This window comes from Bradyrhizobium sp. KBS0727, from assembly GCF_005937885.2.
GTDB lineage: Bacteria > Pseudomonadota > Alphaproteobacteria > Rhizobiales > Xanthobacteraceae > Bradyrhizobium.
Genome location: NZ_CP042176.1, coordinates 3,930,967 through 3,952,603, shown reverse-complemented (window position 1 = coordinate 3,952,603; position 21,637 = coordinate 3,930,967). Strand labels below are relative to the sequence as shown.

Annotated in this window: 14 protein-coding genes; 13 read left to right on the top strand and 1 reads right to left on the bottom strand. The window is 64.2% G+C overall.

Features of this window, described 5'->3' with window-relative positions:
- Position 1 precedes the first annotated feature (1 nt).
- The 9 genes from FFI89_RS18245 (at position 2) to FFI89_RS18205 (ending at position 10,355) form a co-directional block, all read left to right on the top strand.
- Entirely contained in the window at positions 2–1,249 is a 1,248-nt protein-coding gene (locus FFI89_RS18245; RefSeq protein WP_138838913.1) for a CaiB/BaiF CoA-transferase family protein, read from the top strand.
- Between the two features lie 48 nt (positions 1,250–1,297).
- Positions 1,298–2,290 carry a tripartite tricarboxylate transporter substrate binding protein gene (locus FFI89_RS18240; RefSeq protein WP_138838911.1) on the top strand — a complete coding sequence of 331 codons (993 nt, stop codon included), beginning with the start codon at positions 1,298–1,300 and terminating at the stop codon, positions 2,288–2,290.
- A gap of 27 nt (positions 2,291–2,317) precedes the next feature.
- A complete protein-coding gene (locus FFI89_RS18235) occupies positions 2,318–2,800 on the top strand; it encodes a tripartite tricarboxylate transporter TctB family protein (protein WP_138838909.1) in 483 nt (160 codons plus the stop codon).
- Positions 2,801–2,813: 13 nt separating this feature from the next.
- A complete protein-coding gene (locus FFI89_RS18230) occupies positions 2,814–4,340 on the top strand; it encodes a tripartite tricarboxylate transporter permease (RefSeq protein WP_138838907.1) in 1,527 nt (508 codons plus the stop codon).
- Entirely contained in the window at positions 4,337–5,365 is a 1,029-nt protein-coding gene (locus FFI89_RS18225; protein WP_138838905.1) for a 4-hydroxythreonine-4-phosphate dehydrogenase PdxA, read from the top strand. The genes FFI89_RS18230 and FFI89_RS18225 overlap by 4 nt, the downstream gene beginning before the upstream one ends.
- Before the next feature lie 465 nt (positions 5,366–5,830).
- The gene (locus FFI89_RS18220; RefSeq protein WP_138838903.1) at positions 5,831–6,847 is read left to right on the top strand and encodes an amino acid ABC transporter substrate-binding protein; all 1,017 of its coding nucleotides are present in this window, start codon (positions 5,831–5,833) and stop codon (positions 6,845–6,847) included.
- 22 nt (positions 6,848–6,869) lie between these two features.
- Complete coding sequence (locus FFI89_RS18215) at positions 6,870–8,078, top strand: amino acid ABC transporter permease (RefSeq protein WP_138838901.1); 1,209 nt, start codon at positions 6,870–6,872, stop codon at positions 8,076–8,078.
- Positions 8,075–9,601 carry an amino acid ABC transporter permease gene (locus FFI89_RS18210; protein WP_138838900.1) on the top strand — a complete coding sequence of 509 codons (1,527 nt, stop codon included), beginning with the start codon at positions 8,075–8,077 and terminating at the stop codon, positions 9,599–9,601. The genes FFI89_RS18215 and FFI89_RS18210 overlap by 4 nt, the downstream gene beginning before the upstream one ends.
- Positions 9,602–9,611: 10 nt before the next feature.
- Positions 9,612–10,355: an amino acid ABC transporter ATP-binding protein gene (locus tag FFI89_RS18205; protein ID WP_138838898.1), complete on the top strand. Its 744-nt coding sequence runs from the start codon at positions 9,612–9,614 to the stop codon at positions 10,353–10,355.
- 128 nt (positions 10,356–10,483) lie between these two features.
- Here FFI89_RS18205 and FFI89_RS18200 read toward each other — a convergent pair whose 3' ends face one another.
- Positions 10,484–11,524: a cysteine synthase A gene (locus FFI89_RS18200; RefSeq protein WP_138838895.1), complete on the bottom strand. Its 1,041-nt coding sequence runs from the start codon at positions 11,522–11,524 to the stop codon at positions 10,484–10,486.
- Between the two features lie 902 nt (positions 11,525–12,426).
- On the opposite strand from FFI89_RS18200, the gene FFI89_RS18195 reads away from it, so the two are divergent.
- From FFI89_RS18195 to FFI89_RS18180, 4 genes are all read left to right on the top strand, one after another.
- Positions 12,427–13,866 (top strand): efflux transporter outer membrane subunit, encoded by a 1,440-nt coding sequence (locus FFI89_RS18195; RefSeq protein WP_138839374.1) that lies wholly within the window; start codon positions 12,427–12,429, stop codon positions 13,864–13,866.
- A complete protein-coding gene (locus tag FFI89_RS18190) occupies positions 13,856–15,289 on the top strand; it encodes an efflux RND transporter periplasmic adaptor subunit (protein ID WP_138838893.1) in 1,434 nt (477 codons plus the stop codon). Before FFI89_RS18195 ends, FFI89_RS18190 begins: the two co-directional genes overlap by 11 nt.
- Before the next feature lie 69 nt (positions 15,290–15,358).
- Positions 15,359–18,487: an efflux RND transporter permease subunit gene (locus tag FFI89_RS18185; RefSeq protein ID WP_138838891.1), complete on the top strand. Its 3,129-nt coding sequence runs from the start codon at positions 15,359–15,361 to the stop codon at positions 18,485–18,487.
- Positions 18,487–21,621: an efflux RND transporter permease subunit gene (locus FFI89_RS18180; protein ID WP_138838889.1), complete on the top strand. Its 3,135-nt coding sequence runs from the start codon at positions 18,487–18,489 to the stop codon at positions 21,619–21,621. The genes FFI89_RS18185 and FFI89_RS18180 overlap by 1 nt, the downstream gene beginning before the upstream one ends.
- Positions 21,622–21,637: the final 16 nt, after the last annotated feature.

Genomic DNA, 21,637 nt, shown 5'->3' with positions numbered 1-21,637 from the left:
CATGCCGCTGAACAACACGCCACGCCCGGGCCCGCTCGCCGGCCTCAAGGTCGTCGATCTCACCCATGTGATGGCAGGCCCGACCTGCACCCTGATGCTGGCCGACATGGGCGCCGACGTCATCAAGATCGAGAAGTCGCCGAACGGCGACGACACTCGGCATTCGGTGCCGCCGACGATCGGCGACGAGGCGGCCTCGTTCCTGATGATGAACCGCAACAAGCGCGGCATCGTGCTGGATTTGAAGACCGCGGGCGGCAAGCAGGTGCTGCGGCGGCTGATCGCCGACGCCGACGTGCTGGTCGAGAACTTTGCACCGGGCGCGATGGAGCGGCTCGGCTTTGGCTATCAGGACCTGCACCGGGAGTTTCCGGAGCTGATCTACTGCTCGCTGTCGGGCTTCGGCCGTACTGGCCCGTACAAGGATCGCCGCGGCTTCGATCTGGTGGCGCAGGCGATGAGCGGCATCATGAGCTTTACCGGCGAGCGGCCGGACGGCCCGCCCGTGAAATGCGGCCCGCCATTGTCCGACATCACCGCGGGCCTGCTCGCTTGCATGGGGATCCTTGCCGCCTATTCGCACCGGCTCAAGACCGGCGAAGGGCAGTGGGTGGAAACCTCGCTCTACGAGGCGGCGCTGGTGCAGACTTACTGGCAGTCGACGATTGCACTCGCTACCGACGTGGCGCCGCGCGCGATGGGCTCGGCGCATCCGCTCAATGCGCCGTACCAGGCCTTCGAGGCTTCCGACGGCTGGCTGGTGGTGGGCGGCGCCAACAAGAAGCACTGGCTGTTGATGCTGGAGGCACTCGGCGCGTCCGAACTCGCGGCCGACCCGCGCTTCGTCAACGGCTCCGACCGGATGGCGAACCTGAAGCAACTGGAAGCCGAGTTGAGCGCGCGCTTTCGCACCGAGAGCCGGGCGCATTGGTTGGCCGCGCTCGACGACAAGGGCGTGCCCTGCGGTCCCGTCCATGACATGCTGGAAGCGCTGAACGATCCGCAGACCCTGGCGCGCGAGATGGTGGTCGAGGTCGAGCATTCGACGGTGGGGCCGGTGAAAACCATCGGGCTTCCGATCAAGTTCTCGGCGACGCCAGGCAAGGTGAACTCGGGCGCGCCGGTCTATGGCGAGCACACGCGCGAAGTGTTGCGCGAGTATGGTTTCGAGCCCGCGCAGATCGAGGCGTTCGAACGCGAAGGCGCGATCGTCTCGGCTTCGCTGCCCCGCAAGGAACAGGTCGCCTGACGATTTATCGACACCAACGACAACAAAAATAGCGACCGGGAGGAAATGATGAGAATCACTTCGAGACTATTGCTGGCCACGGCGGCGATCATGCTCGCCGGCGCAATTCCGGCGCACGCCGCATGGCAACCGCAGAAGCCGATCGAGTTCGTCGCAACCGCTGGGCCGGGCGGCGGTACCGACAATCTGGCGCGCGCCGTCCAGAGCATTGTCACCAAGTACAAGCTGATCGACCAGCCGGTCGTGGTCGTCAACAAGGGCGGCGGCAGCGGGGCGGAAGGGTACGTCTACGGCAAAGCTTCCGCCGGCGATCCCTACAAGCTGATCTTCGGCACCTCGAACGCCTGGCAGCAGCCGCTCGTCTCCAAGGTTGCCTTCAACTACACCGACCTGACGCCGATCGCGGCGATGGCGCAGGACGAATTCCTGCTCTGGGTGAAACAGGACGCGCCCTACAAGACCGCGGGCGATTTCCTCAAGGCGGCAGCCGCCACCGAATTCAAGATGGGCGGCGCGCAGTCCAAGGACACCGATGAGGTGCTGACCCGCATGATCGAGAAGGCGGCGAAGGTCAAATTCACCTACATCCCGTTCAAGAGCGGCGCCGAGGCCGCGGTGCAACTGGCCGGCGGCCACATCGATTCCCACGTCAACAATCCCTCCGAGAGCCTCGGACAATGGCGCGGCTCCACCCAGCGTCCGCTCTGCGCCTTCAGTCCGAAGCGGCTGCCGCAGGGGCCGAAAGTGACGGCGACCGAGGGCTGGAGCGACGTGCCGACCTGCGCCGAGCAGGGGCTGGCGATCACCCAATATGAGCAGCCCCGCACCGTGTGGCTGCCCGGCAAGGTCAGTGCCGAGCAGGCGGCCTATTATGTCGACCTGATGAAGAAGGTGCAGGCGACGCCGGAGTGGAAGGACTACATCGAGAAGACCTCGCAGGTCGATACGTTCCTGACCGGCGCTGCCTTCGACGCCTTCATCAAGCAGGACCTCGAGCATTTGAAGCAGGTCGCGGGCGAACAGGGCTGGCTCGTCAAGTAAGTCGAGGCGCTGACGGATGAGGCATCGATGATATCGCGACGTGCACTTGAGATAGTCACGGCGGCCCTGACCGGAATCTTCGGTGTCGCGGTCGTCGTATCGAGTATCGACAACGGCATCGGATGGTCGAGCGCGGGCGTCGATGCCGGCACGTTTCCGTTCCTGACCGGAACCATCGTCGTGCTCGGCAGCCTCTACAATCTGGCGCAGGGCGCGCTCGGACGGAGCACGCTCGCCAGCGTAACGGTAGCGGTCACGCGATCCGAACTCGGCCGCCTTGCCGGGCTGTTCGTCCCGGCTGCGATTTTCGTCGCCGCGATTCCAATCCTTGGAATGTATGTCGCTTCGGCCGGCTATGTTTTCGCCGTGCTGGCACTGCCGAAACGGCAGTCGGTTCTTCATGCGATCGTCATCGCCGTGGTGACGCCGGTCGCGCTCTATGTCGTCTTCGAGCGCCTGTTCCAGGTGTCCCTGCCGCACGGCGCGCTCGCCGGCGCGCTCGGCTACTGAGTGGGGGCGACGAATGGAAAATCTCGAATCGCTGCTGCACGGGTTCACCATCGCGGTCACCGTGCCGCATCTGGCGCTGATGGTGGTCGGCGTGCTGCTCGGTATTCTCGTCGGCGTGCTGCCGGGGCTGGGCGCGCCGAACGGAGTATCGCTGTTGTTGCCGCTGACCTTCGGCATGCAGCCGGTCTCGGCGATCATCCTGCTGTCGAGCATGTATTGGGGCGCGCTGTTCGGCGGCTCGGTGACCTCGATCCTGTTCAACATCCCGGGCGAGCCGTCGTCGGTCGCGACGACGTTCGACGGCTATCCGATGGCGCGCGACGGCAGGCCGACGACGGCGTTGGCCACGGCGTTCGGCTCGGCGGCCTTCGGCGCGTTGGTCGGGGTGATCCTGATTACCTTTCTCGCCTCTTGGGTCGCTCAGGTGGCGCTCGCCTTCGGACCGGCCGAATATTTCGCGGTCTATTTCCTCGCCTTCGCCAGCTTCGTCGGCATGGGCGGTTCGGCGCCGATCAAGACCGTGGTTGCGCTGGCAATCGGCTTTGCCATCGCCGCCATCGGCATCGATACGGTGTCGGGCAGCGTGCGGCTGACCATGGGCGTCGACGAACTGGTCAAGGGCGTCAGCTTCGTCGTCGCCGTGATGGGATTGTTCGGCATCGGCGAACTGCTGATCGCCGTCGAGGAGGAGTTCCAGGCGCGCGCGGTCTCCTCGAAGGTTGAGTGGCGGGAAGTATTCCGGGCGCTGGGCCAATTGCCGCGGCACAGCGTAGCCTTGCTGCGCAGCGCCGCGATCGGCTGCTGGATGGGGATCACGCCGGGCGGGCCGACCGCCGCGTCCTTCATGAGCTACGGGATCGCCAAGCGTTTCTCGCGCAACGGTCATCGCTTCGGCACCGGCGAGGTCGAAGGCATCATCGCGCCGGAAACCGCCGACCATGCCGCCGGCACCAGTGCGCTGCTGCCGATGCTGTCACTGGGCATTCCCGGTTCGGCGACCGCCGCCGTGATGATGGGCGGGCTGATGATCTGGGGCCTGAACCCCGGGCCGATGCTGTTCGTCGATCAGAAGGACTTCGTCTGGGGGCTGATCGCCTCGATGTATGTCGGCAACATCGTCGCCGTCGTGCTCGTGCTGCTCACCGTTCCGGTATTCGCTGCCTTGATGCGGATACCCTTCGTGGTCATCGCGCCCCTGATCGTCATCATCTGTGCGGTTGGCGCCTATTCGGTCTCGAACTCCTATCTCGACGTGGTCCTGATGCTCGGATTTGGCATCGTCGGCTATCTCTTCAAGAAGCTTTACTACCCGTTGGCGCCGTTGGTGCTTGCGATCGTGATCGGCGACAAGGCCGAGGACGCGTTTCGGCAATCGATGCTGATGTCGAAGGGATCGCTCGGAATATTTTTTGAGAACCGGCTGGTGACGAGTCTCGTCGTGGCTGGAATGGCGCTGTTGCTGCTTCCGCTCGCCTTGCAGATATTGCGTCTGTGGCGAGGACCCGGCGAAGCCGCGCAGGAGAAAGCGAGGATCATATGACCGTTCAGACCCCTCATAAGCCAGTGATCGCACTGGCGATGGGAGACCCGGCCGGCATCAGCCCGGAGCTGACGGCAAAGCTCGCCTGCCTCGACGAGGTCCGTGCCTGCGCGCGCCTCATCGTGATCGGCGACCGCCGGGTTTTCGACGCGGGCGCGCGGGTCGCCGGCGTCACGCCGGACCTGCCGAGCGTGACGGCTGCCGTCGATCCGCGGTCGATCGGCGATGCCGCCTTCATGGATCTGGCGCATCTCGATCCCGCCACGATCGAACGGGGCGTCGCTTGCCAGGCCGGCGGCGCGTTTGCACTCGAAAATTATCGCCGCGCGCTCACGCTGGCGCGGGACGGGCAGGCCGATGCGGTCTGCTTTACCCCGTTCAACAAGCAGGCGATGCGGCTAGCGCGTCCGCAATACGACGACGAGATCGCGTTTTCCGCCGAGATCGCCGGGCTGAAAACACCGGCCAGCGAATTCAACGTGCTCGACAAGCTGTGGAACGCGCGGGTCACCTCGCATATCGCGCTCAAGGACGTGGCCTCGCGGCTGTCGGTCGAACGCATTCATCGCGCGCTGACGCTGACGAACGCCTGCATGCGGCGCGCCGGTTTTACCGAGCCGCGCATCGCGGTGGCCGGGCTCAACCCGCATGCCGGCGACGGCGGCAATTTCGGCCGCGAGGAGATCGACATCATCGAGCCCGCAGTCCAGGCAGGCCGGGCAGAAGGCATCGTCGCGGAAGGGCCGTTTCCGGCCGATACGGTTTTCCTTCGCGCCAAGGGCGGCGCCTTCGATGCGGTGCTCACGATGTATCACGACCAGGGGCAGATCGCGATGAAGCTGATGGGGTTCGATCGCGGCGTGACGATCCTAGGCGGCTTCCCGTTTCCGATCTGCACGCCCGCGCATGGCACGGCGTATGATATCGCGGGCCAGGGCATCGCCTCGGTCGGTGCCAGCCGCGCCGCCTTGTTGCTGGCGGCCGAGATGGCGGGGGCTGCCCGGATTGGCAATCGCGTGGCGTAAGCCCGGGCGGAACCGGCGAAAGCCGCAGGACCGACCAGGCCCTTCCGGGCTTCGGTATCGCGTCGCCGCGGTCGCCGGCCGGGTTTCGCGCATTTTGCTGTACGGACGATCCGCCGCTTGAAAATTCAGGCGTTCGCGGCCGCCAAGACGTTATGCCGCAGCCGCCATGGTCTGCGGAAAACACCGCCGGGCGACGCAGTTGGCGGCGGATAAGTTAACGGCAGGGCCCAGAAGACCGCCGTCAACCCCTTGACCGGGCGAGCCAGTCGTTCTGTGATGCATCACAACTATCCAGTCGCCGCATGTTGAGGGGCCTGCCGCGATCTTCGATCCATCGCCTGACCGAACTGCACGTCAAACTGCTGGTCGGATTGACGCATTTGCGCGAGGGATCATCGGGTTGGCCCAATAACTGCAGGCGCTGTCAAACAAATGTTCCGGACGACTCTCTGAAAGGCCTTGCCCATGAAACGCGTATCCCTGGTTCTTACCGTTGCCGTTGCCGCCGCTCTTTCGGCCCAGGCGGCTTCGGCGCAAACCCTCAAGACGGTCAAGGACCGTGGCCTGCTGTCCTGCGGCGTCAGCCAGGGCCTGCCGGGGTTCTCGTCGCCCGACGACAAGGGTAACTGGACCGGTCTCGACGTCGACGTCTGCCGCGCGGTCGCGGCCGCCATTTTCAATGACGCCACCAAGGTCAAGTTCGTGCCGCTGTCGGCCAAGGACCGCTTCACCGCGCTGCAGTCCGGCGAAATCGACGTGCTGTCGCGCAACACCACCTGGACCCTTTCGCGCGACACCTCGCTCGGCGCCAACTTCACCGGCGTCACCTATTATGACGGCCAGGGCTTTCTGGTGAAGAAGTCGCTGAAGGTGAATTCGGCGCTGGAGCTGAACAGCGCCTCGGTCTGCGTGCAGACGGGAACCACGACCGAGCAGAACCTCGCCGACTACTTCAAGGGCAACAACATGAAGTACGAGGTGATCGCGTTCGCCTCCGCCGACGAAACGGTCAAGGCCTATGAATCCGGTCGCTGCGATGTCTTCACGTCCGACGTGTCGCAGCTCTACGCCGAGCGCCTGAAGCTCGCCAACCCCGCCGATCACGCCGTGCTGCCCGAGGTGATCTCCAAGGAGCCGCTCGGCCCGATGGTCCGCCATGGCGACGACCAGTGGTTCGACCTCGTCAAGTGGACGCTGTTTGCGATGCTCGACGCCGAAGAGCTCGGCGTTACCCAGAAGAACGTCGACGAAATGGCCAAGTCCGACAAGCCCGAACTCAAGCGCGCCTTCGGCACCGACGGCAATCTCGGCGAACAGCTTGGCCTGACCAAGGACTGGGTGTCGCGGATCGTGAAAGCGGTCGGCAACTACGGCGAGTCCTTCGATCGCAATGTCGGCGCCGGTTCCAAGCTCGGCATTGCCCGCGGCCTCAACCAGCTCTGGAACAAGGGCGGTATCCAATACGCGCCGCCGATCCGCTGATCGCCGGCGGGGGGTTGCGGTGATGGCCATCGAACCTCGAGAACCGCCGTCGCAGCTGTTGCCCAGGCTGCAGCGCGCACTTGGCGGCCGGGCAGGCTGGAGCGGCTTCGTTATCCAGCTCCTGTTCGTCGCCGTGCTCGCCTGGATCGCTTACGAGATCGTCGCCAATGCCCGCGCCAATCTGCAGGCGCAGCGGATCACCGCCGGCTTTGGCTTCCTCGCCAACACCGCAGGTTTTGACGTCAGCCAGAACCTGATTTCCTATTCGGGGTCCGACACTTATACGCGGGTGTTCCTGGTCGGTCTGCTCAATACGCTTCTGGTGTCGGTGATCGGCATCTTCTTCGCCACGCTGATCGGGTTCACCGTGGCGCTCGGTCGGTTGTCGCCGAACTGGCTGCTGTCGAAAATTGCCGGCGGCTATGTAGAACTGGTGCGCAATCTGCCGCCGCTGTTCCAGATCCTGTTCTGGTACCTCGCAGTGCTCGCCGCACTTCCTAATCCGCGGCAGAGCATCTCGATCTTCGACCGCTTCTTTCTCAATAACCGCGGCCTCGTAATTCCAAAGCCGATCGGCGAACCCGGTTTCGAGCCGTTTGTCATCGCGCTGCTGGTCGCCATCGTCGCCGCGATCGGGCTCTGGCGTTATTCCCGGCGGGCGCTGTTCGACAGCGGCAGGGTGATCAAGGTCTGGCCTTATGCGCTCGGTCTGTTGATCGGCTTGCCGCTCGTCAGCACGCTGGTTTTCGGCGCACCGGTCATGTTCGAAGTGCCGGTGCTGAAGGGCTTTAATTTCTCCGGCGGCTCCCGCGTCATTCCGGAGTTCGTCGCACTCACGCTGGCGCTGTCGACGTATACAGCGGCTTTCATCGCCGAGATCGTGCGCGCGGGCATTCTGTCCGTGCACAAGGGCCAGATGGAAGCCGGCTCGTCGCTCGGGCTGCCGCGCGGCTCGGTGCTGCGGCTGATCGTGATCCCGCAGGCGATGCGCGTGATCCTGCCGCCGCTCACCAACCAGTATCTCAACCTGACCAAGAATTCCTCGCTGGCGGTCGCGATCGGCTATCCCGACCTGGTCTCGGTGTTCGCCGGCACCACGCTGAGCCAGACTGGCCAGGCGATTGAAATCATCGGCATCACCATGGGCGTCTATCTCCTGATCTCGCTGATCACGAGCGCGGTGATGAGTTTCTACGGATGGCGGCTTGGCCGGAGCCTGGGCAACTCATGACCGACATCCTCACCCCTCAGCCGTTCGTCAGCGACACGTTGATCGCCGAGCGCCCGGCGCCGATCAAGACCACGGGCTTCATCGGCTTCCTGCGGACGCGATTGTTCAATTCGCCGACCAACATCCTGATCACGATCGTGAGTGCGCTGGCGCTGTGGTTCATCGTCGTTCCCGCGCTGAAATTCGTGCTCGTCGATGCGGTCTGGACCGGCACGGATCGTAACGCCTGCCTGCCTAAAAATGCGGGGGATGTGGTTGGTGCCTGCTGGCCGTTCGTGCAGGCCAAGTTCAGCCAGTTCATCTACGGATTTTATCCGGAGCCGGAGCGCTGGCGGGTCAATCTCACTTTCATTCTTGCCGCTATCCTGCTGCTGCCGCTGCTGATTCCGCGGCTGCCGGCCAAGGGTCCGAACGCGATTCTGTTTTTCCTGGCATTTCCGGTCGTGGCCTTCTTCCTGTTGTACGGCGGCGGACTTGGCGGGCTCGGCGTCAGCTGGACCGTGGGGATCTTGTCAGGGTTCAACGACAGTATCGGAGAGGGCGGCCGGAAGGTCGTGGCGGCCGGCGATACCGCGGCCGTGATCGGGCCGCTGCTGTGGGGCCTCGGCAAGCTGATCGTGCTGATCAGCGCGCTGATTTCCTGGGTATTGCTGCCGCTGACCTGGCTGCGCGATCAGATCCAAGCGTTTGGTCGTCCGGTGTGGGCGGACTTCGTGGCCACCGCCGCGATCGTGTCGGGTCTGTTGTTCTGGTTGGGCGGGGGCACGCGCACCGGCTGGCGTCCGCTGATCACGTGCCTCGGGATCTTCGCCGGCATCGGCCTCGTGATCGCGGGGATGGGCCTCGACCGCGGCGGATTGCCGGTGGTCGATACCAGGCTCTGGGGCGGCCTCCTGGTCACGCTGGTGGTGTCGGTGGTCGGCATCGTCGCCTCTATGCCGGTCGGCATTGCGCTGGCGCTCGGCCGGCGCGCCAGCATTCCCCTGATTCGAATATTCTCGATCACCTTCATCGAGTTCTGGCGCGGGGTTCCGCTGATCACGGTGCTGTTCTTCGCCACCTACATGCTGCCGTTGTTCGTTCCGACCGGTTTTACCATCGACGGCCTGATGCGCGCGCTGATCGGCATTGCGCTGTTCGCCGGCGCCTATCAGGCCGAGGTCATTCGCGGCGGCCTGCAGGCGATCCCGCGCGGGCAGGCCGAGGCGGCGAGCGCGCTCGGGTTGTCCTGGGCCAAGACCACGGCGCTGATCGTGATGCCGCAGGCGCTGCGCCACGTCATCCCGGGCCTCGTCAACTCCTTCATCGCGCTGTTCAAGGACACTTCGCTGGTCTCGATCGTCGCGCTGTTCGATCTGCTCGGGCAGTTGCGGGCCTCGTTCTCCGATCCGGTCTGGTCGACGCCGACGACGCTGTTCACCGGCTTTGCCTTCACCGGCATCATCTACTTCGTCTTCTGCTTTGGCATGTCGCGTTACTCGCTGTTCGTCGAGAACAGGCTGAACGCGCATCGCCGCAATTGAGTGTATGATCATGGCAACAGACTCGATCGTCGGCATCAACGGCCTCAACAAATGGTACGGCGACTTTCATGTCCTGCGTGACATCAATCTCGACGTCGCCAAGGGCGAGCGCATCGTGATTTGCGGGCCGTCAGGCTCCGGCAAATCGACGCTGATCCGCTGCATCAATGCGCTGGAGGAATTCCAGGAAGGCCATATCGTCGTCGACGGCACCGAACTCGGGCCGAACCTGAAGCGGGTCGACGAAGTCCGCCGCGACGTCGGCATGGTGTTCCAGAGCTTCAACCTGTTTCCGCATTTGACCGTGCTGGAGAACTGCACGCTGGCGCCGATCTGGGTGCGCAACGTCCCGAAAAAGGATGCCGAGGCGGCGGCGATGAAATACCTCGAACGGGTCAAGATCCCGCATCAGGCCAACAAATATCCGGGCCAGATGTCGGGTGGACAGCAGCAGCGCGTCGCGATCGCGCGTGCGCTGACGATGAATCCGAAGGTGATGCTGTTCGACGAACCGACTTCGGCGCTCGACCCTGAAATGGTAAAGGAAGTGCTCGACACCATGGTCGATCTCGCCAGGGAAGGCATGACCATGCTGGTCGTTACCCACGAAATGGGATTTGCCCGCGAGGTCGCCAACCGGGTTGTCTTCATGGACGCCGGCCAGGTAATCGAATCCAACACGCCGGAGAATTTCTTCGCCAACCCGCAGCACGCGCGGACCAAGCTGTTTTTAAGCCAGATTTTGCGGCATTAGGCCAAGCCCACCGACCTCATCCTGAAGAGCGGCCTCTTGGCCGGGTCTCGAAGGATGGGCCACGGGTCTCATGGTTCGAGACGCGCGAAGACGCGCTCCTCTCCATGAGGGTGCTCGCGTGGTCGCCTCTACACCTTCACGAGCGGCAATTCGATCTTGCTGCGCTTCTCCAGCCATTCCGGCACCGGCAGGTTCTTGGAGCGCATGAACGCCGGGTTGAACAGCTTCGACTGATAGCGATTACCGGAGTCGCAGAGAATCGTGACGATGGTCTTGCCGGGGCCGAGCTGCTTGGCGAGCTGGATCGCGCCCGCGATGTTGATGCCGGTCGAGCCGCCCAGGCACAGGCCTTCGTGCTCCAGCAGCTCATAGATGATCGTCACGGCTTCCTCATCGGAGATCAGGAACGCGTCATCGACGTTCGCGGTCTCGATGACCGACGTCTTGCGTCCGAGCCCGATGCCTTCTGTGATCGAGTCGCCTGGGGTCGATTTGACCTGGCCATGCTTGAACAGCTCGTACATTGCGAAGCCGTGCGGATCGGCGCAGGCGGTGACGATGTCTTTGTTCTTTTCCTTCAGGTACCGGCTGATGCCGGCGAGCGTGCCTCCGGTGCCGACCGAGCAGATGAAGCCGTCGACCTTGCCGTTGGTCTGGGCCCAGATTTCCGGTCCGGTCGAGTCGTAATGCGCCTTGGGATTGTCGAGGTTGTTCCACTGGTCGGCGAACAGCACGCCGTTCGGTTCGGTCTTGCGGAGCTGCTCGGCGAGACGCCTGCCGAGATGCTGATAGTTGTTCGGATTGGCGAAGGGAAGCGCCGGCGCTTCGACGAGCTCGGCGCCGCACAGCCGCAGCATGTCCTTCTTTTCCTGGCTCTGCGTCTCCGGAATCACGATCAGGGTCCGGTAGCCTCGCGCGCTGGCGACGACGGCGAGACCGATGCCGGTATTGCCGGCGGTCGATTCCACCACGAGGCCGCCGGGCTTGAGCTCGCCGCGCTTCTCGGCTTCGAGGATCATCCATTTGCCGGCGCGGTCCTTGACCGACTGGCCGGGATTCATGAATTCGGCCTTGCCGAGAATGGTGCAGCCGGTCAATTCGGATGCGTGCTTCAATTTGATCAGCGGCGTGTTGCCGATCGCCGCCACGACGTCTTTGTTGAAGGTCATGTCTTTGAAATCGCCGGTTTGCGTGCCCAATTGGTGGGCGACCCTAAAGGACCGCAGCAGGGCAGACAAGCCAGCGATATGGCGCAGCGTCAGCCGAATTTGGCGAACGGTCGTCATCGAAACCGATGTGCCGGTGTCGCAAGATATCGTCGTCGCAGCCGGGAAAAGGCGATGGGCGCCACCGCGCAGAAGTTGCTTCGCCGCTTCGCCCGGGTGTTGGTGAAATCTTCCACAAACGATGCGTGAGCGGAGGATAGGAGTGCCGTGACCTGCAACGCGTTGCGGCGGCGGACCGTTGCCATCGACGATGGGACACCGCGCCACTCGAATCGACCGTCGTCTTTCGTCACCGCGCGAATTCTTTTGACAGAGCGCAGGCGGTCGCGCTGCCGGCTACGCGTTGCTCCGACGACCACAACCCGCATTCACCGCCTCGCGAGCGCCTTTTCGGGATGCCTTGGGTTGCCCCGAAAAGGGTCGAATCGGCCGCTGGCGCTGCTGAATGCGTCGGGAGCAGATTCGCGACCTCGGAATAGGGGGAAAACCCCATGAAATCTTGGTAAGATTTCGGCTGTTCCGGACCCTCTCGAGCGTGTTCCAAGGCCTGTAAAATAAGGGAAACCGAGCGTTCCGCCGGTCGCCGGGCGCGCTTGTGCAGAGTATGGCCGGAGATGGCTCAGGGCTGTCCGCGCGGAGAACGCAGGGCTAGTATGACGGCCAGGTTCGAACGGAAGCATCACCCCAGTGAACGTGTCGCAGGCCATCTTGAGAAGCGTTCGTCGCGCCCCGCGCCGGGAATTGTCCGGTGGAGAACGGGTGTGACCCAGCGTTTTCCAGCGACCGCGGCTCCGGGCCGTCAGTGCAGCCCCGACCAGAATTGGCTTGCAGGCTGGCTGGCGCGCATGCCCGCCGGCGGGCGCCTGGCGCGATCGCTCGCGGTGATCGGTTTGGTCGCTGGTTCCGGGGGCTGCGTGCTGACCCAGGACCTGCCCGATCCGGCGTTGGAGGTTCCCGCTGGCTACAAGGCAGCGCGACAGGCGACGGCGACGGATGCGACACCGACGCTCGACTGGTGGCGCGGTTTTCGTTCGCGGGAACTGACCCAGTTGATGGAGGAAGCGCAGACCGTCAATCTCGACATCGCCGCCGCCACCGCGCGCTTCGTGCAGGCGGACGCGCAGGCGCGGATCGCCGGAGCGCCGCTGTTGCCGAGCCTGAACGGCGCAGGTTCGGAGACCTATTCGCGCACGTCAGGCTCGAGCTCCAGCGGCCTCACCAATGGCGGCCGCGAGGTCGTCAACTATTCGGCCTCGCTCAGCGCCAGTTACGAGCTCGATTTCTGGGGCAAGAATCGCGACGCCGCCCAGGCGGCGGAAGAGACCGCGGTCGCCAACCGTTTCGACCGCGACGTCGTCGCGCTGACCACCCTGACCACCGTCGCCAATGCCTATTTCCAGGTGCTTGCCTCGCAGGACCGGATTCGCACCGCGCAACAAAACATCGCGAGCGCCACGCGCATCCTTGAGGCGATCAAGCAGCGGTTCAAGGCCGGCACCGGCACCGACCTCGATGTAGCGCAGCAGGAAGGCGTTCTCGCCAACCAGCGCGCATCGGTGCCGCCATTGAAGCAAACGCTCGACCAGAACGTCAATGCGCTGGCGACGCTGGTGGCGCGGCCGCCGGAAGCCGTGCGCGTCATCGGCGGGTCGCTCAATCAGATCGCCCCGCCGCGGGTGACGCCGGGCCTGCCGTCGGAATTGCTGACACAGCGTCCCGATATCAGGCGCCAGGAGGCGCAGTTGGCTTCCGCGACGGCCAATGTCGGCAACGCCCGCGCGCAGTTCTTTCCGAGCATTCAGTTGACCGGGCAGGGCGGCTATCAGAGCTCGGCGCTGGTGTCGCTGTTCCAGCCGCATGCCGCGTTCTTCAGTATGGTCGGCAGCCTGACCCAGCCGATCTTCGACGGCGGCAGGATCCTCGGCAATTTCGAATACACCAAAGCCAAGCAGGACGAGTTGCTGCAGACCTATCGCAAGACGGTGGTGCAGGCGTTTGCCGACACGGACACCGCGTTGTTCGCGATCCGCCAGACCACCGAGAAGCTGCGGCTGCAGCGCGAAGTGGTGGCGGCCACACGGAGGGCCTTCCAGTTGTCCGAGCAGCAGTTGCAGGCCGGAACCGCTGACATCGTAACTGTGCTAAATACGCAATTGAGTTTATTCCAGGCGGAAGATTCGCTGTGGCAGGCCCAACTGGCCCGGCTGCTCGCGATCGTCAGCCTGTATCAGGCGCTAGGGGGCGGCTGGGAGCCTAGGATGGAGAGGCCGGTCGATGCTCTTTAAGCCGGACAAGAAGGACAACGCGAAGATCGTGGACGGGCGCAAGCCGAGCCTCGTCTCGCGGATCCTCAGGCGCATGGTGTCGCTGACCGTTCTGCTCGTGATCCTCGGTGGTCTCGGTTACATCGGTTGGTACGCATTTCAAGCGAAGCAGGGCGGCGCGAACCGCAGTGGGCCCGGCGCGCGCCTCGACTTGCCGGTGCCGGTGCTGGCGGCAATGCCACGCACGCTGGACGTCCCGGTTTATCTCGACGGCGTGGGCTCGGTTCGGGCATTGAACAATGTCATCGTGCGTGCGCAGGTCGACGGCAAATTGATCGCGGTGAATTTCACCGAAGGTCAGGATGTCAAGAAGGGCGACGTGCTCGGCGAAATCGATCCTGTGATCTACAAGGCGCAGTACGATCAGGCCGTCGCCAAGAAGGCGCAGGATGAAGCACTGCTCGCCAACCAGCGCATCGATCTCGCCCGTTACCAGCAACTGGCCGCATCCAATGCCGGATCGAAGCAGCAGGCCGATACCCAGCGCGCCGTGGTCGCCCAGCAGGAAGCGGTCGTCAACTCCGATCAGGCCGCGATCGATAACGCGCAGGCGACGCTCGGCTACACCAAGATCATTGCGCCGCTGTCCGGGCGCGCCGGCCTGCGCCAGGTCGATCAGGGCAACATCATCCACGCGGCCGATGTGACCGGGCTCGTCATCATCACCCAGTTGCAGCCGATCGCGGTGCAGTTCAGCCTGCCGCAGCAGCAGATCGTGCGGGTCAACGCCGCCTCGGCCACGGGCGTGCTGGCCGTCGATGTGTTCGGCAATGACGGTGTGACCGTCGTCGATACCGGCAAGCTGACGGGCATCGACAACCAGGTCGATCCAACCACGGGCACGCTGAAGCTGAAGGCTGAATTCCCGAACGGCAAATTCCAGCTCTGGCCGGGCCAGTTCGTCAATGTGCGCCTGAAGGTCGAAACGCTGGCGAAGGCGCTCGTGATACCGACCTCAGCGGTGCAGCGCGGCCCTGCCGGGACGTTCAGCTATGTGATCGGCGAGGGCGATATCGCGACGGCCAAGCCGGTTGTGGTGACGCAGCAGAACGAGACCGATGCCGTGATCGCGAGCGGGCTCACCACCTCGGATCGCGTCGTAACGACCGGTTTCGCCAATCTGTCCGACGGCGCCAAGGTGCTGATCGGCAAGAACGAACAGGCGCCGACCGCCGACCTCGCGCCCAAAGCCAAGCGCAGCCGCACGCCCGACGCCAAGGGCGGCCAAAAGGACGGCCAAGCCAAGGATAGTCAGGTCAAGGATGGCGCCGCCGCCGGGGATGGGCAGAAGAACGACCGGCAGGGCAAGCGCGGCGAGGGCGATCAGAAGGGATCAGCTTCGGGGAACGAACAGTCGGGCGGCGCCGCGAAGTCGCAGCCATGACCGAGATGTCTGTTGCCTGAATATCCGACTTCGCGTGCCTGAATACGCAACCATGAGCAGCACGCCACCATGAGCGTCTCCGAACCATTCATCCGCCGGCCGATCGCGACCTCGCTGCTGGGGATCGCGCTGTTGATCGGCGGCGCGCTCGGCTATTGGGCGCTGCCGGTATCGGCGCTGCCGCAGGTCGATTTCCCGACCGTGCAGGTAACCACGCAACTGCCGGGCGCCAGCCCCGACGTGATCGCCTCGCTGATCACAGCACCCCTGGAGCGCCAGCTCGGGCAAATCCCGTCGCTGTCCTCGATGCAGTCGACCAGTTCGTTCGGCGTCAGCCAGATTTCGCTGCAGTTCGATCTCAACCGCGATATCGACGGCGCCACCCAGGACGTGCAGGCCGCGATCAACGCCGCCGCCGGCATTCTGCCGAAGACGCTGCCGTATCCGCCAACCTACGCCAAGGTTAACCCGGCCGACGCCCCGGTGCTGACGCTGGCACTGACGTCGGACACGATTTCGTTGCGCGCCATGAGCGATATCGCCGATACGATTCTGGGCCAGCGGCTCAGCCAGATTTCCGGCGTCGGCCGTGTCGCTATCCTCGGCGGGCTGAAACCCGCGGTGCGCGTGCAGGCCGATCTGGCGCGGCTCGCTGCCTACGGCATCTCGATGGAGGATTTGCGCAACGCCATTGCCGGCGCCAACGTCTCCGGGCCAAAGGGATCGCTGGACGGCGCGCAGCAGGCCTACACCATCGCCGCCAACGACCAGATCGCGGCGGCCGAAGCCTACAAGCCGATCATCATCGCCTATCGTAATGGTGCGCCCGTCACCATCGGCGACGTTGCCATCATCATCGACGGGCTGGAGAACGACCGTACCGGCGGCTGGTATCAGGGCACACCGGCCGTCATCATCGACATCCAGCGGCAGCCCGGCGCCAATGTGATCGAGGTGGTCCGGCAAATCCTCGCCGAAATCCCGAAGGTGCAGCGGGCGATTCCGGCCGGCGTCAATCTGACCGTGGTCTCCGACCGCACCGTCACTATTCGGGCCTCCGTTCACGACGTGCAGTTCACGCTGATCCTGAGCGTGGTGCTGGTGACGCTGGTGGTGCTGCTGTTCCTGCGTTCGCTGCGCGCGACGCTGATTGCGGGCGTGGCGCTGCCGTTGTCGCTGATCACGAGTTTCGGCATCATGTATTTCTCGGGCTTCAGCCTCGACAACCTGTCGCTGATGGCCCTGACGATCGGCACCGGTTTCGTGGTCGACGACGCCATCGTGATGATCGAGAACATCGTCCGTCATATGGAGGACGGCGAGTCGGTGATGGAGGCCTCGCTGAAGGGCGCCAGCGAAATCGGCTTTACCGTGATCTCGCTGACGGTGTCGCTGATCGCGGTGTTCATCCCGCTGCTGTTCATGTCCGGGCTGGTCGGACGCATGTTCCGCGAATTCGCGCTCACGCTCACCATCGCGGTCGTGACGTCGGCGATCGTCTCGCTGACGCTGACGCCGATGATGTGTTCCCGGCTGCTGAAGCACACCGGGGAGGAGATGGCGGTTCCGGGGCTGGCGGCGGTCAGCCGCTTCATCGACGGCATGGTTGCGTTCTACCATCGCACGCTGCTCGTGGTGCTGCAGCATCGTACCATGACTATGGTGGTGACCTTCGCCACCATTGTCTTGACCCTGGTCATGTATGTGATGGCGCCGAAAGGCTTCTTGCCACTGCAAGACACGAGCTCGATTACGGCCGTGACAGAAGCTGGTGCCGACGTTTCCTTTGCTGAAATGCAGAGCCGGCAGGCGGCCGCCGCAGCGGCGATCCAGGCTGACCCCGATGTCATCGGCGTGGTCTCGGTGATCGGCGCGGGCTCGGTCAATCCGACCACCAATGTCGGGCGTCTGGTGATGACGCTGAAGCCGCGCGGCGAGCGGCGCGGCGACGTCTCTGTCGTGATCGACCGGTTGAAGGCGCGCACGGCACAGATCCCCGGCATGACCATCTATTTCCAGCCGGTGCAGGACGTGCAGATCTCGACCCAGTCGAGCCGCTCGCAATACCAGTACACGCTGACCGCCACCGATGCCGCCGAGGTGACCTTGTGGGCCAACAAGCTGGTCGCCGAGATGCGCCGCGATCCGATGTTCCGCGACGTCTCCTCGGAGGCGCAGGATGGCGGCTTGCGCGCCGCGCTCGACATCGATCGCCAGCGCGCAGGCCAGCTCGGTGTCAGCATCCAGGGCGTCAACGACACGCTCAACGATGCGTTCGCGCAGCGGCAGATTTCGACCATCTACGGCCAGGCCAACCAGTACCGCGTGGTGTTGGAGGCGCTGCCGATGTACCAGCGCGATCCGTCGATCCTGTCGAAACTTTACCTGCCCGGGGTGGCGGGCGCCCAGGTGCCCCTGTCGGCGGTGGCGAAATTGACGCGCACCACCGCGCCACTGGCGATTTCGCATCAGGCGCAGTTTCCGGCGGTGTCGCTCAGCTTCAACCTGGCGCCGGGCGAGGCCTTGGGCGACGCGGTCGAGGCGGTCAAAACCATCGAAACCCGGATCGGCATGCCCGGCAGCATCGTCGGCGTGTTCGGCGGGGATGCTGCCGAATTCTCGAAATCGCTGGCCGGCCAGCCATGGCTGATCCTGGCCGCGATCGTCACCATCTACATCGTGCTCGGTGTGCTCTATGAGAGCTACATCCACCCCATTACCATTCTCTCGACGCTGCCGTCGGCCGGCGTCGGCGCGATTCTGGCGCTGATACTGTTCGGGCAGGATCTTTCCGTGATCGGCCTGATCGGCATCATCCTCTTGATGGGTATCGTCAAGAAGAACGCGATCATGATGATCGACTTCGCGCTGGAGGCGGAGCGGCATCAGGGCATGTCGGCGGACGAGGCGATCGTGCAGGCCTGCCTGCTGCGCTTTCGCCCGATCATGATGACGACCCTGGCGGCCTTGTTTGGCGCGTTGCCGTTGGCCGTCGAGAGCGGTACCGGCGCCGAATTAAGGTTTCCGCTCGGCATATCCATTATCGGCGGCCTGCTGCTGAGCCAGATGCTGACGCTCTACACGACGCCCGTGATCTACCTGGCGCTCGACCGGCTCAACCGCAAGATCGAGAAGGCGGTGCCTGAGCCGGGACCGACCGGCCCGCCGGTCGCAGGTGCGACCGAGGGGATGCAGTAATGGCATCGATCTCGGAGCCCTTCATCCGCCGGCCGGTAGGCACCACGCTGCTGGCGATCGGGCTCTTTCTGGTCGGTATCGTCGCCTACATATTTCTGCCGGTCTCGGCCGTGCCCAACGTCGATTTTCCGATGATCCGGGTGTCCGCCACGCGGCCCGGCGCGGACCCCGCAATCATGGCCGCGACGGTGGCCGCGCCGCTCGAGCGCAAGCTCGGCACCATCGCCGGCATCGACCAGATCACCTCGACCAGTTCGCTCGGTAACACCAGCATCCAGTTGCAATTCTCGATTGGCCGGAACATCGACCGCGCCGCGCGCGACGTGCAGGCCGCCATCAATGCGTCGCTGGCGGACCTGCCGAGCGACCTGCCGTCGTTGCCGAAATTCCGCAAGGCCAACCCGGCGGCGGCGCCGGTGTTCGTGCTGGCGCTGACCTCGAAGACGCTGACGACGAGTGCGATGTACGACGCGGCCGATACCGTGATCGCGCAGCGCATCTCGCAGGTGCCTGGCGTCGGCGAAGTCACCGTCAGCGGCGCCGACCAGCCCGCGGTACGCATCTCCCTCAACCCGGTCTCGCTGGCGAATGCGGGGATCGCGACCGATGACGTTCGCCTCGCGATCATCAACGCTAATCCGCTGGGGCCGGTCGGGATCTTCAACGGCAGCCGCCAGAGCGAAACGCTCTCGATCAACAAGCAAATGCGTACCGCGGCCGAGTTTCGCGACATCATCGTCAAGAGTTCCGGCGGCAACTACGTCCGGCTTTCGGACGTGGCCGAAGTGGAAGATTCCGTCCGCAACAGCCGCTCGATCGCCTGGTTCAACAAGCAGCCGGCCGTGCTGATCCAGATCACCAAGCAGGGCGACGCCAACGTCATCGACACCGTCGACCGGGTGAGGGCACTGATCCCCGAATTGAAGGAATGGCTGCCCGGCGGCGTCGAGATTTCGACGCTGGTCGACCGCACCGGCACCATCCGCGCCAGCGTTCGGGACATGCAGTTGACGCTGCTGGCAACCGCCTTCCTGGTCATGTTGGTCGTGTTCGCCTTCCTGCGCCGGCTGACGCCGACCATTGCGGCCGGCGTCTCGGTGCCGCTGGCGCTGGCCGGCACCTGCGCGGGCATGTGGCTCGCCGGCTTCTCGATCGACAATCTGTCGCTGATGGCGCTGGCGATCTCGGTCGGCTTCGTGGTCGACGACGCCATCGTCATGATCGAGAACATGTACCGCAACCTCGAACATGGCATGGCGCCGTTCGCGGCGGCGCTGGAGGGCGCCAAGCAGATCGGGTTTACCGTGCTGTCGATCAGCCTGTCGCTGATCGCAGCCTTCACGCCGCTGATCTTCATGGACGGGATCGTAGGTCGGCTGTTGCGCGAATTCTCGCTGACGCTGACCTTCGCCATCGTGGTGTCGACCGTGGTATCGCTCACGATCACGCCGATGATCTGCGCGCATTATATCAAGGAAGCGACCTCGGCTCGCGCCACCCTGTTCGATCGCATCGTCGAGGGCACATTGTCGCGCATCGTTTCGTTCTACGAGCGGACGCTGCGGGTGGTGCTGGGATTTCCGTTCCTGACCCTGATCGTGTTCTTTGCGACCATCGCGCTGACGGTGGTGCTGTATATCAAGACCCCGAAGGGTTATTTCCCGACCGACGACTCCGGGTTCGTGATCGGCGCCACGCGCGCATCGCCCGACATCTCGTTCCAGGCCATGCTCGGGCTGCAGCAGCAACTGGCCGACATCGTCATGGCCGATCCCGCCGTCGCCGGCGTCGGTTCGTCGCTCGGCAGCGGCGGTGGTCCGGGCGGAGGCGGATCCAACCGCGGCGTCATGTTCATCAGTCTAAAACCGCCGGAGGAGCGGGAGGGCCTGTCGACCGCGCAGGTGATCGATCGGCTGCGCAAGAATCTGTATCGGGTCGCCGGCATCCGGCTGTTCATGTTCGCGGCGCAGGATATACGCGCCGGCGGACGGCAGAGCGATTCCGATTATCAGTATACGCTGTCGAGCACCGACCTCGATCTGCTGCAGAAGTGGGCTCCGCTGGTGAGCAAGCGGATGGAGACCGTCGAAGGCATCACCGATATCTCCAGCGACCGCGATCCCGGTGGGCTGCAGCTCAACCTGGTGATCGACCGCAAGACCGCCTCCAGCCTCGGCGTTCGCGTCCAGGACATCGACAACGCCCTCAACAACGCGTTCTCGCAGCGGCAGATTTCGATCGTCTACACCCAACGCAACCAGTACATGGTGGTGCTGGAGATCGACCCGAAATTCCAGTCCGATCCGTCCAACCTGGAGCGCATCTACGTCGCCGGCGCCAATGGCGTGCAGGTGCCGCTGTCGGCGCTGGTGCACTACCAGCGCGGTCTGTCGGCGCTCGCGGTATTTCACTCGCAATCGTTCCCCTCGACCACGGTGTCGTTCAACCTCTTGCCCGACGTGCCGCTGGAAGTCGCGACGTCGAACATCCAGCGCGCGGTCGACGAATTGCACATGCCGGAGGGAATCCGCGGCAGTTTCGACGGCAACGCCGGCGATTTCAACAAGACCAGCGGGCGGCAGCCGCTGTTGATCCTCGGCGCGCTGGTGGCGATGTATATCGTCCTCGGCGTGCTCTACGAGAGCCTCGCGCATCCGATCACCATCATTTCGACGCTGCCGTCCGCAGGCCTCGGCGCGCTGCTGGCGCTGCAGGTGACCAATACGCCGCTCACCGTGATCGCCTTCATCGGCATCATTCTGCTGATCGGCATCGTCAAGAAGAACGGCATCATGATGGTCGACTTCGCGCTCGACGCCGAACGCCACCGCGGCCTGTCGTCGGCGGAAGCGATTTTCGAGGCCTGCAGCGTCCGGTTCAGGCCGATCCTGATGACGACGATGGCGGCGGCGTTTGCCGGCATTCCGCTGGTGATCGCCACCGGTCCCGGCACCGAACTGCGCCGGCCGCTCGGCATCACCATCATCGGCGGCTTGTTGGTCTCGCAGATCCTGACGCTCTATACGACGCCGGTGATCTATCTCCTGATGGCGATGCCGTGGCGGGAGAGGTTAAGGATACTGATGCGGGTGTTTGGGTGGCTTGGCCGTTTACAGACTATTGTCGGCCGCTGATCCGGGGACAGATGCG

Bases quoted from the DNA above. Each gene is read 5' to 3' on its own strand.
- FFI89_RS18180 (WP_138838889.1), top strand. From the start codon at position 18,487: ATGGCATCGATCTCGGAGCCCTTCATCCGCCGGCCGGTAGGCACCACG.
- FFI89_RS18220 (WP_138838903.1), top strand. From the start codon at position 5,831: ATGAAACGCGTATCCCTGGTTCTTACCGTTGCCGTTGCCGCCGCTCTT.
- FFI89_RS18235 (WP_138838909.1), top strand. From the start codon at position 2,318: ATGATATCGCGACGTGCACTTGAGATAGTCACGGCGGCCCTGACCGGA.
- FFI89_RS18185 (WP_138838891.1), top strand. From the start codon at position 15,359: ATGAGCGTCTCCGAACCATTCATCCGCCGGCCGATCGCGACCTCGCTG.
- FFI89_RS18230 (WP_138838907.1), top strand. From the start codon at position 2,814: ATGGAAAATCTCGAATCGCTGCTGCACGGGTTCACCATCGCGGTCACC.
- FFI89_RS18215 (WP_138838901.1), top strand. From the start codon at position 6,870: ATGGCCATCGAACCTCGAGAACCGCCGTCGCAGCTGTTGCCCAGGCTG.
- FFI89_RS18245 (WP_138838913.1), top strand. From the start codon at position 2: ATGCCGCTGAACAACACGCCACGCCCGGGCCCGCTCGCCGGCCTCAAG.
- FFI89_RS18210 (WP_138838900.1), top strand. From the start codon at position 8,075: ATGACCGACATCCTCACCCCTCAGCCGTTCGTCAGCGACACGTTGATC.
- FFI89_RS18190 (WP_138838893.1), top strand. From the start codon at position 13,856: ATGCTCTTTAAGCCGGACAAGAAGGACAACGCGAAGATCGTGGACGGG.
- FFI89_RS18225 (WP_138838905.1), top strand. From the start codon at position 4,337: ATGACCGTTCAGACCCCTCATAAGCCAGTGATCGCACTGGCGATGGGA.
- FFI89_RS18195 (WP_138839374.1), top strand. From the start codon at position 12,427: ATGCCCGCCGGCGGGCGCCTGGCGCGATCGCTCGCGGTGATCGGTTTG.
- FFI89_RS18240 (WP_138838911.1), top strand. From the start codon at position 1,298: ATGAGAATCACTTCGAGACTATTGCTGGCCACGGCGGCGATCATGCTC.
- FFI89_RS18200 (WP_138838895.1), bottom strand. From the start codon at position 11,524: ATGACCTTCAACAAAGACGTCGTGGCGGCGATCGGCAACACGCCGCTG.
- FFI89_RS18205 (WP_138838898.1), top strand. From the start codon at position 9,612: ATGGCAACAGACTCGATCGTCGGCATCAACGGCCTCAACAAATGGTAC.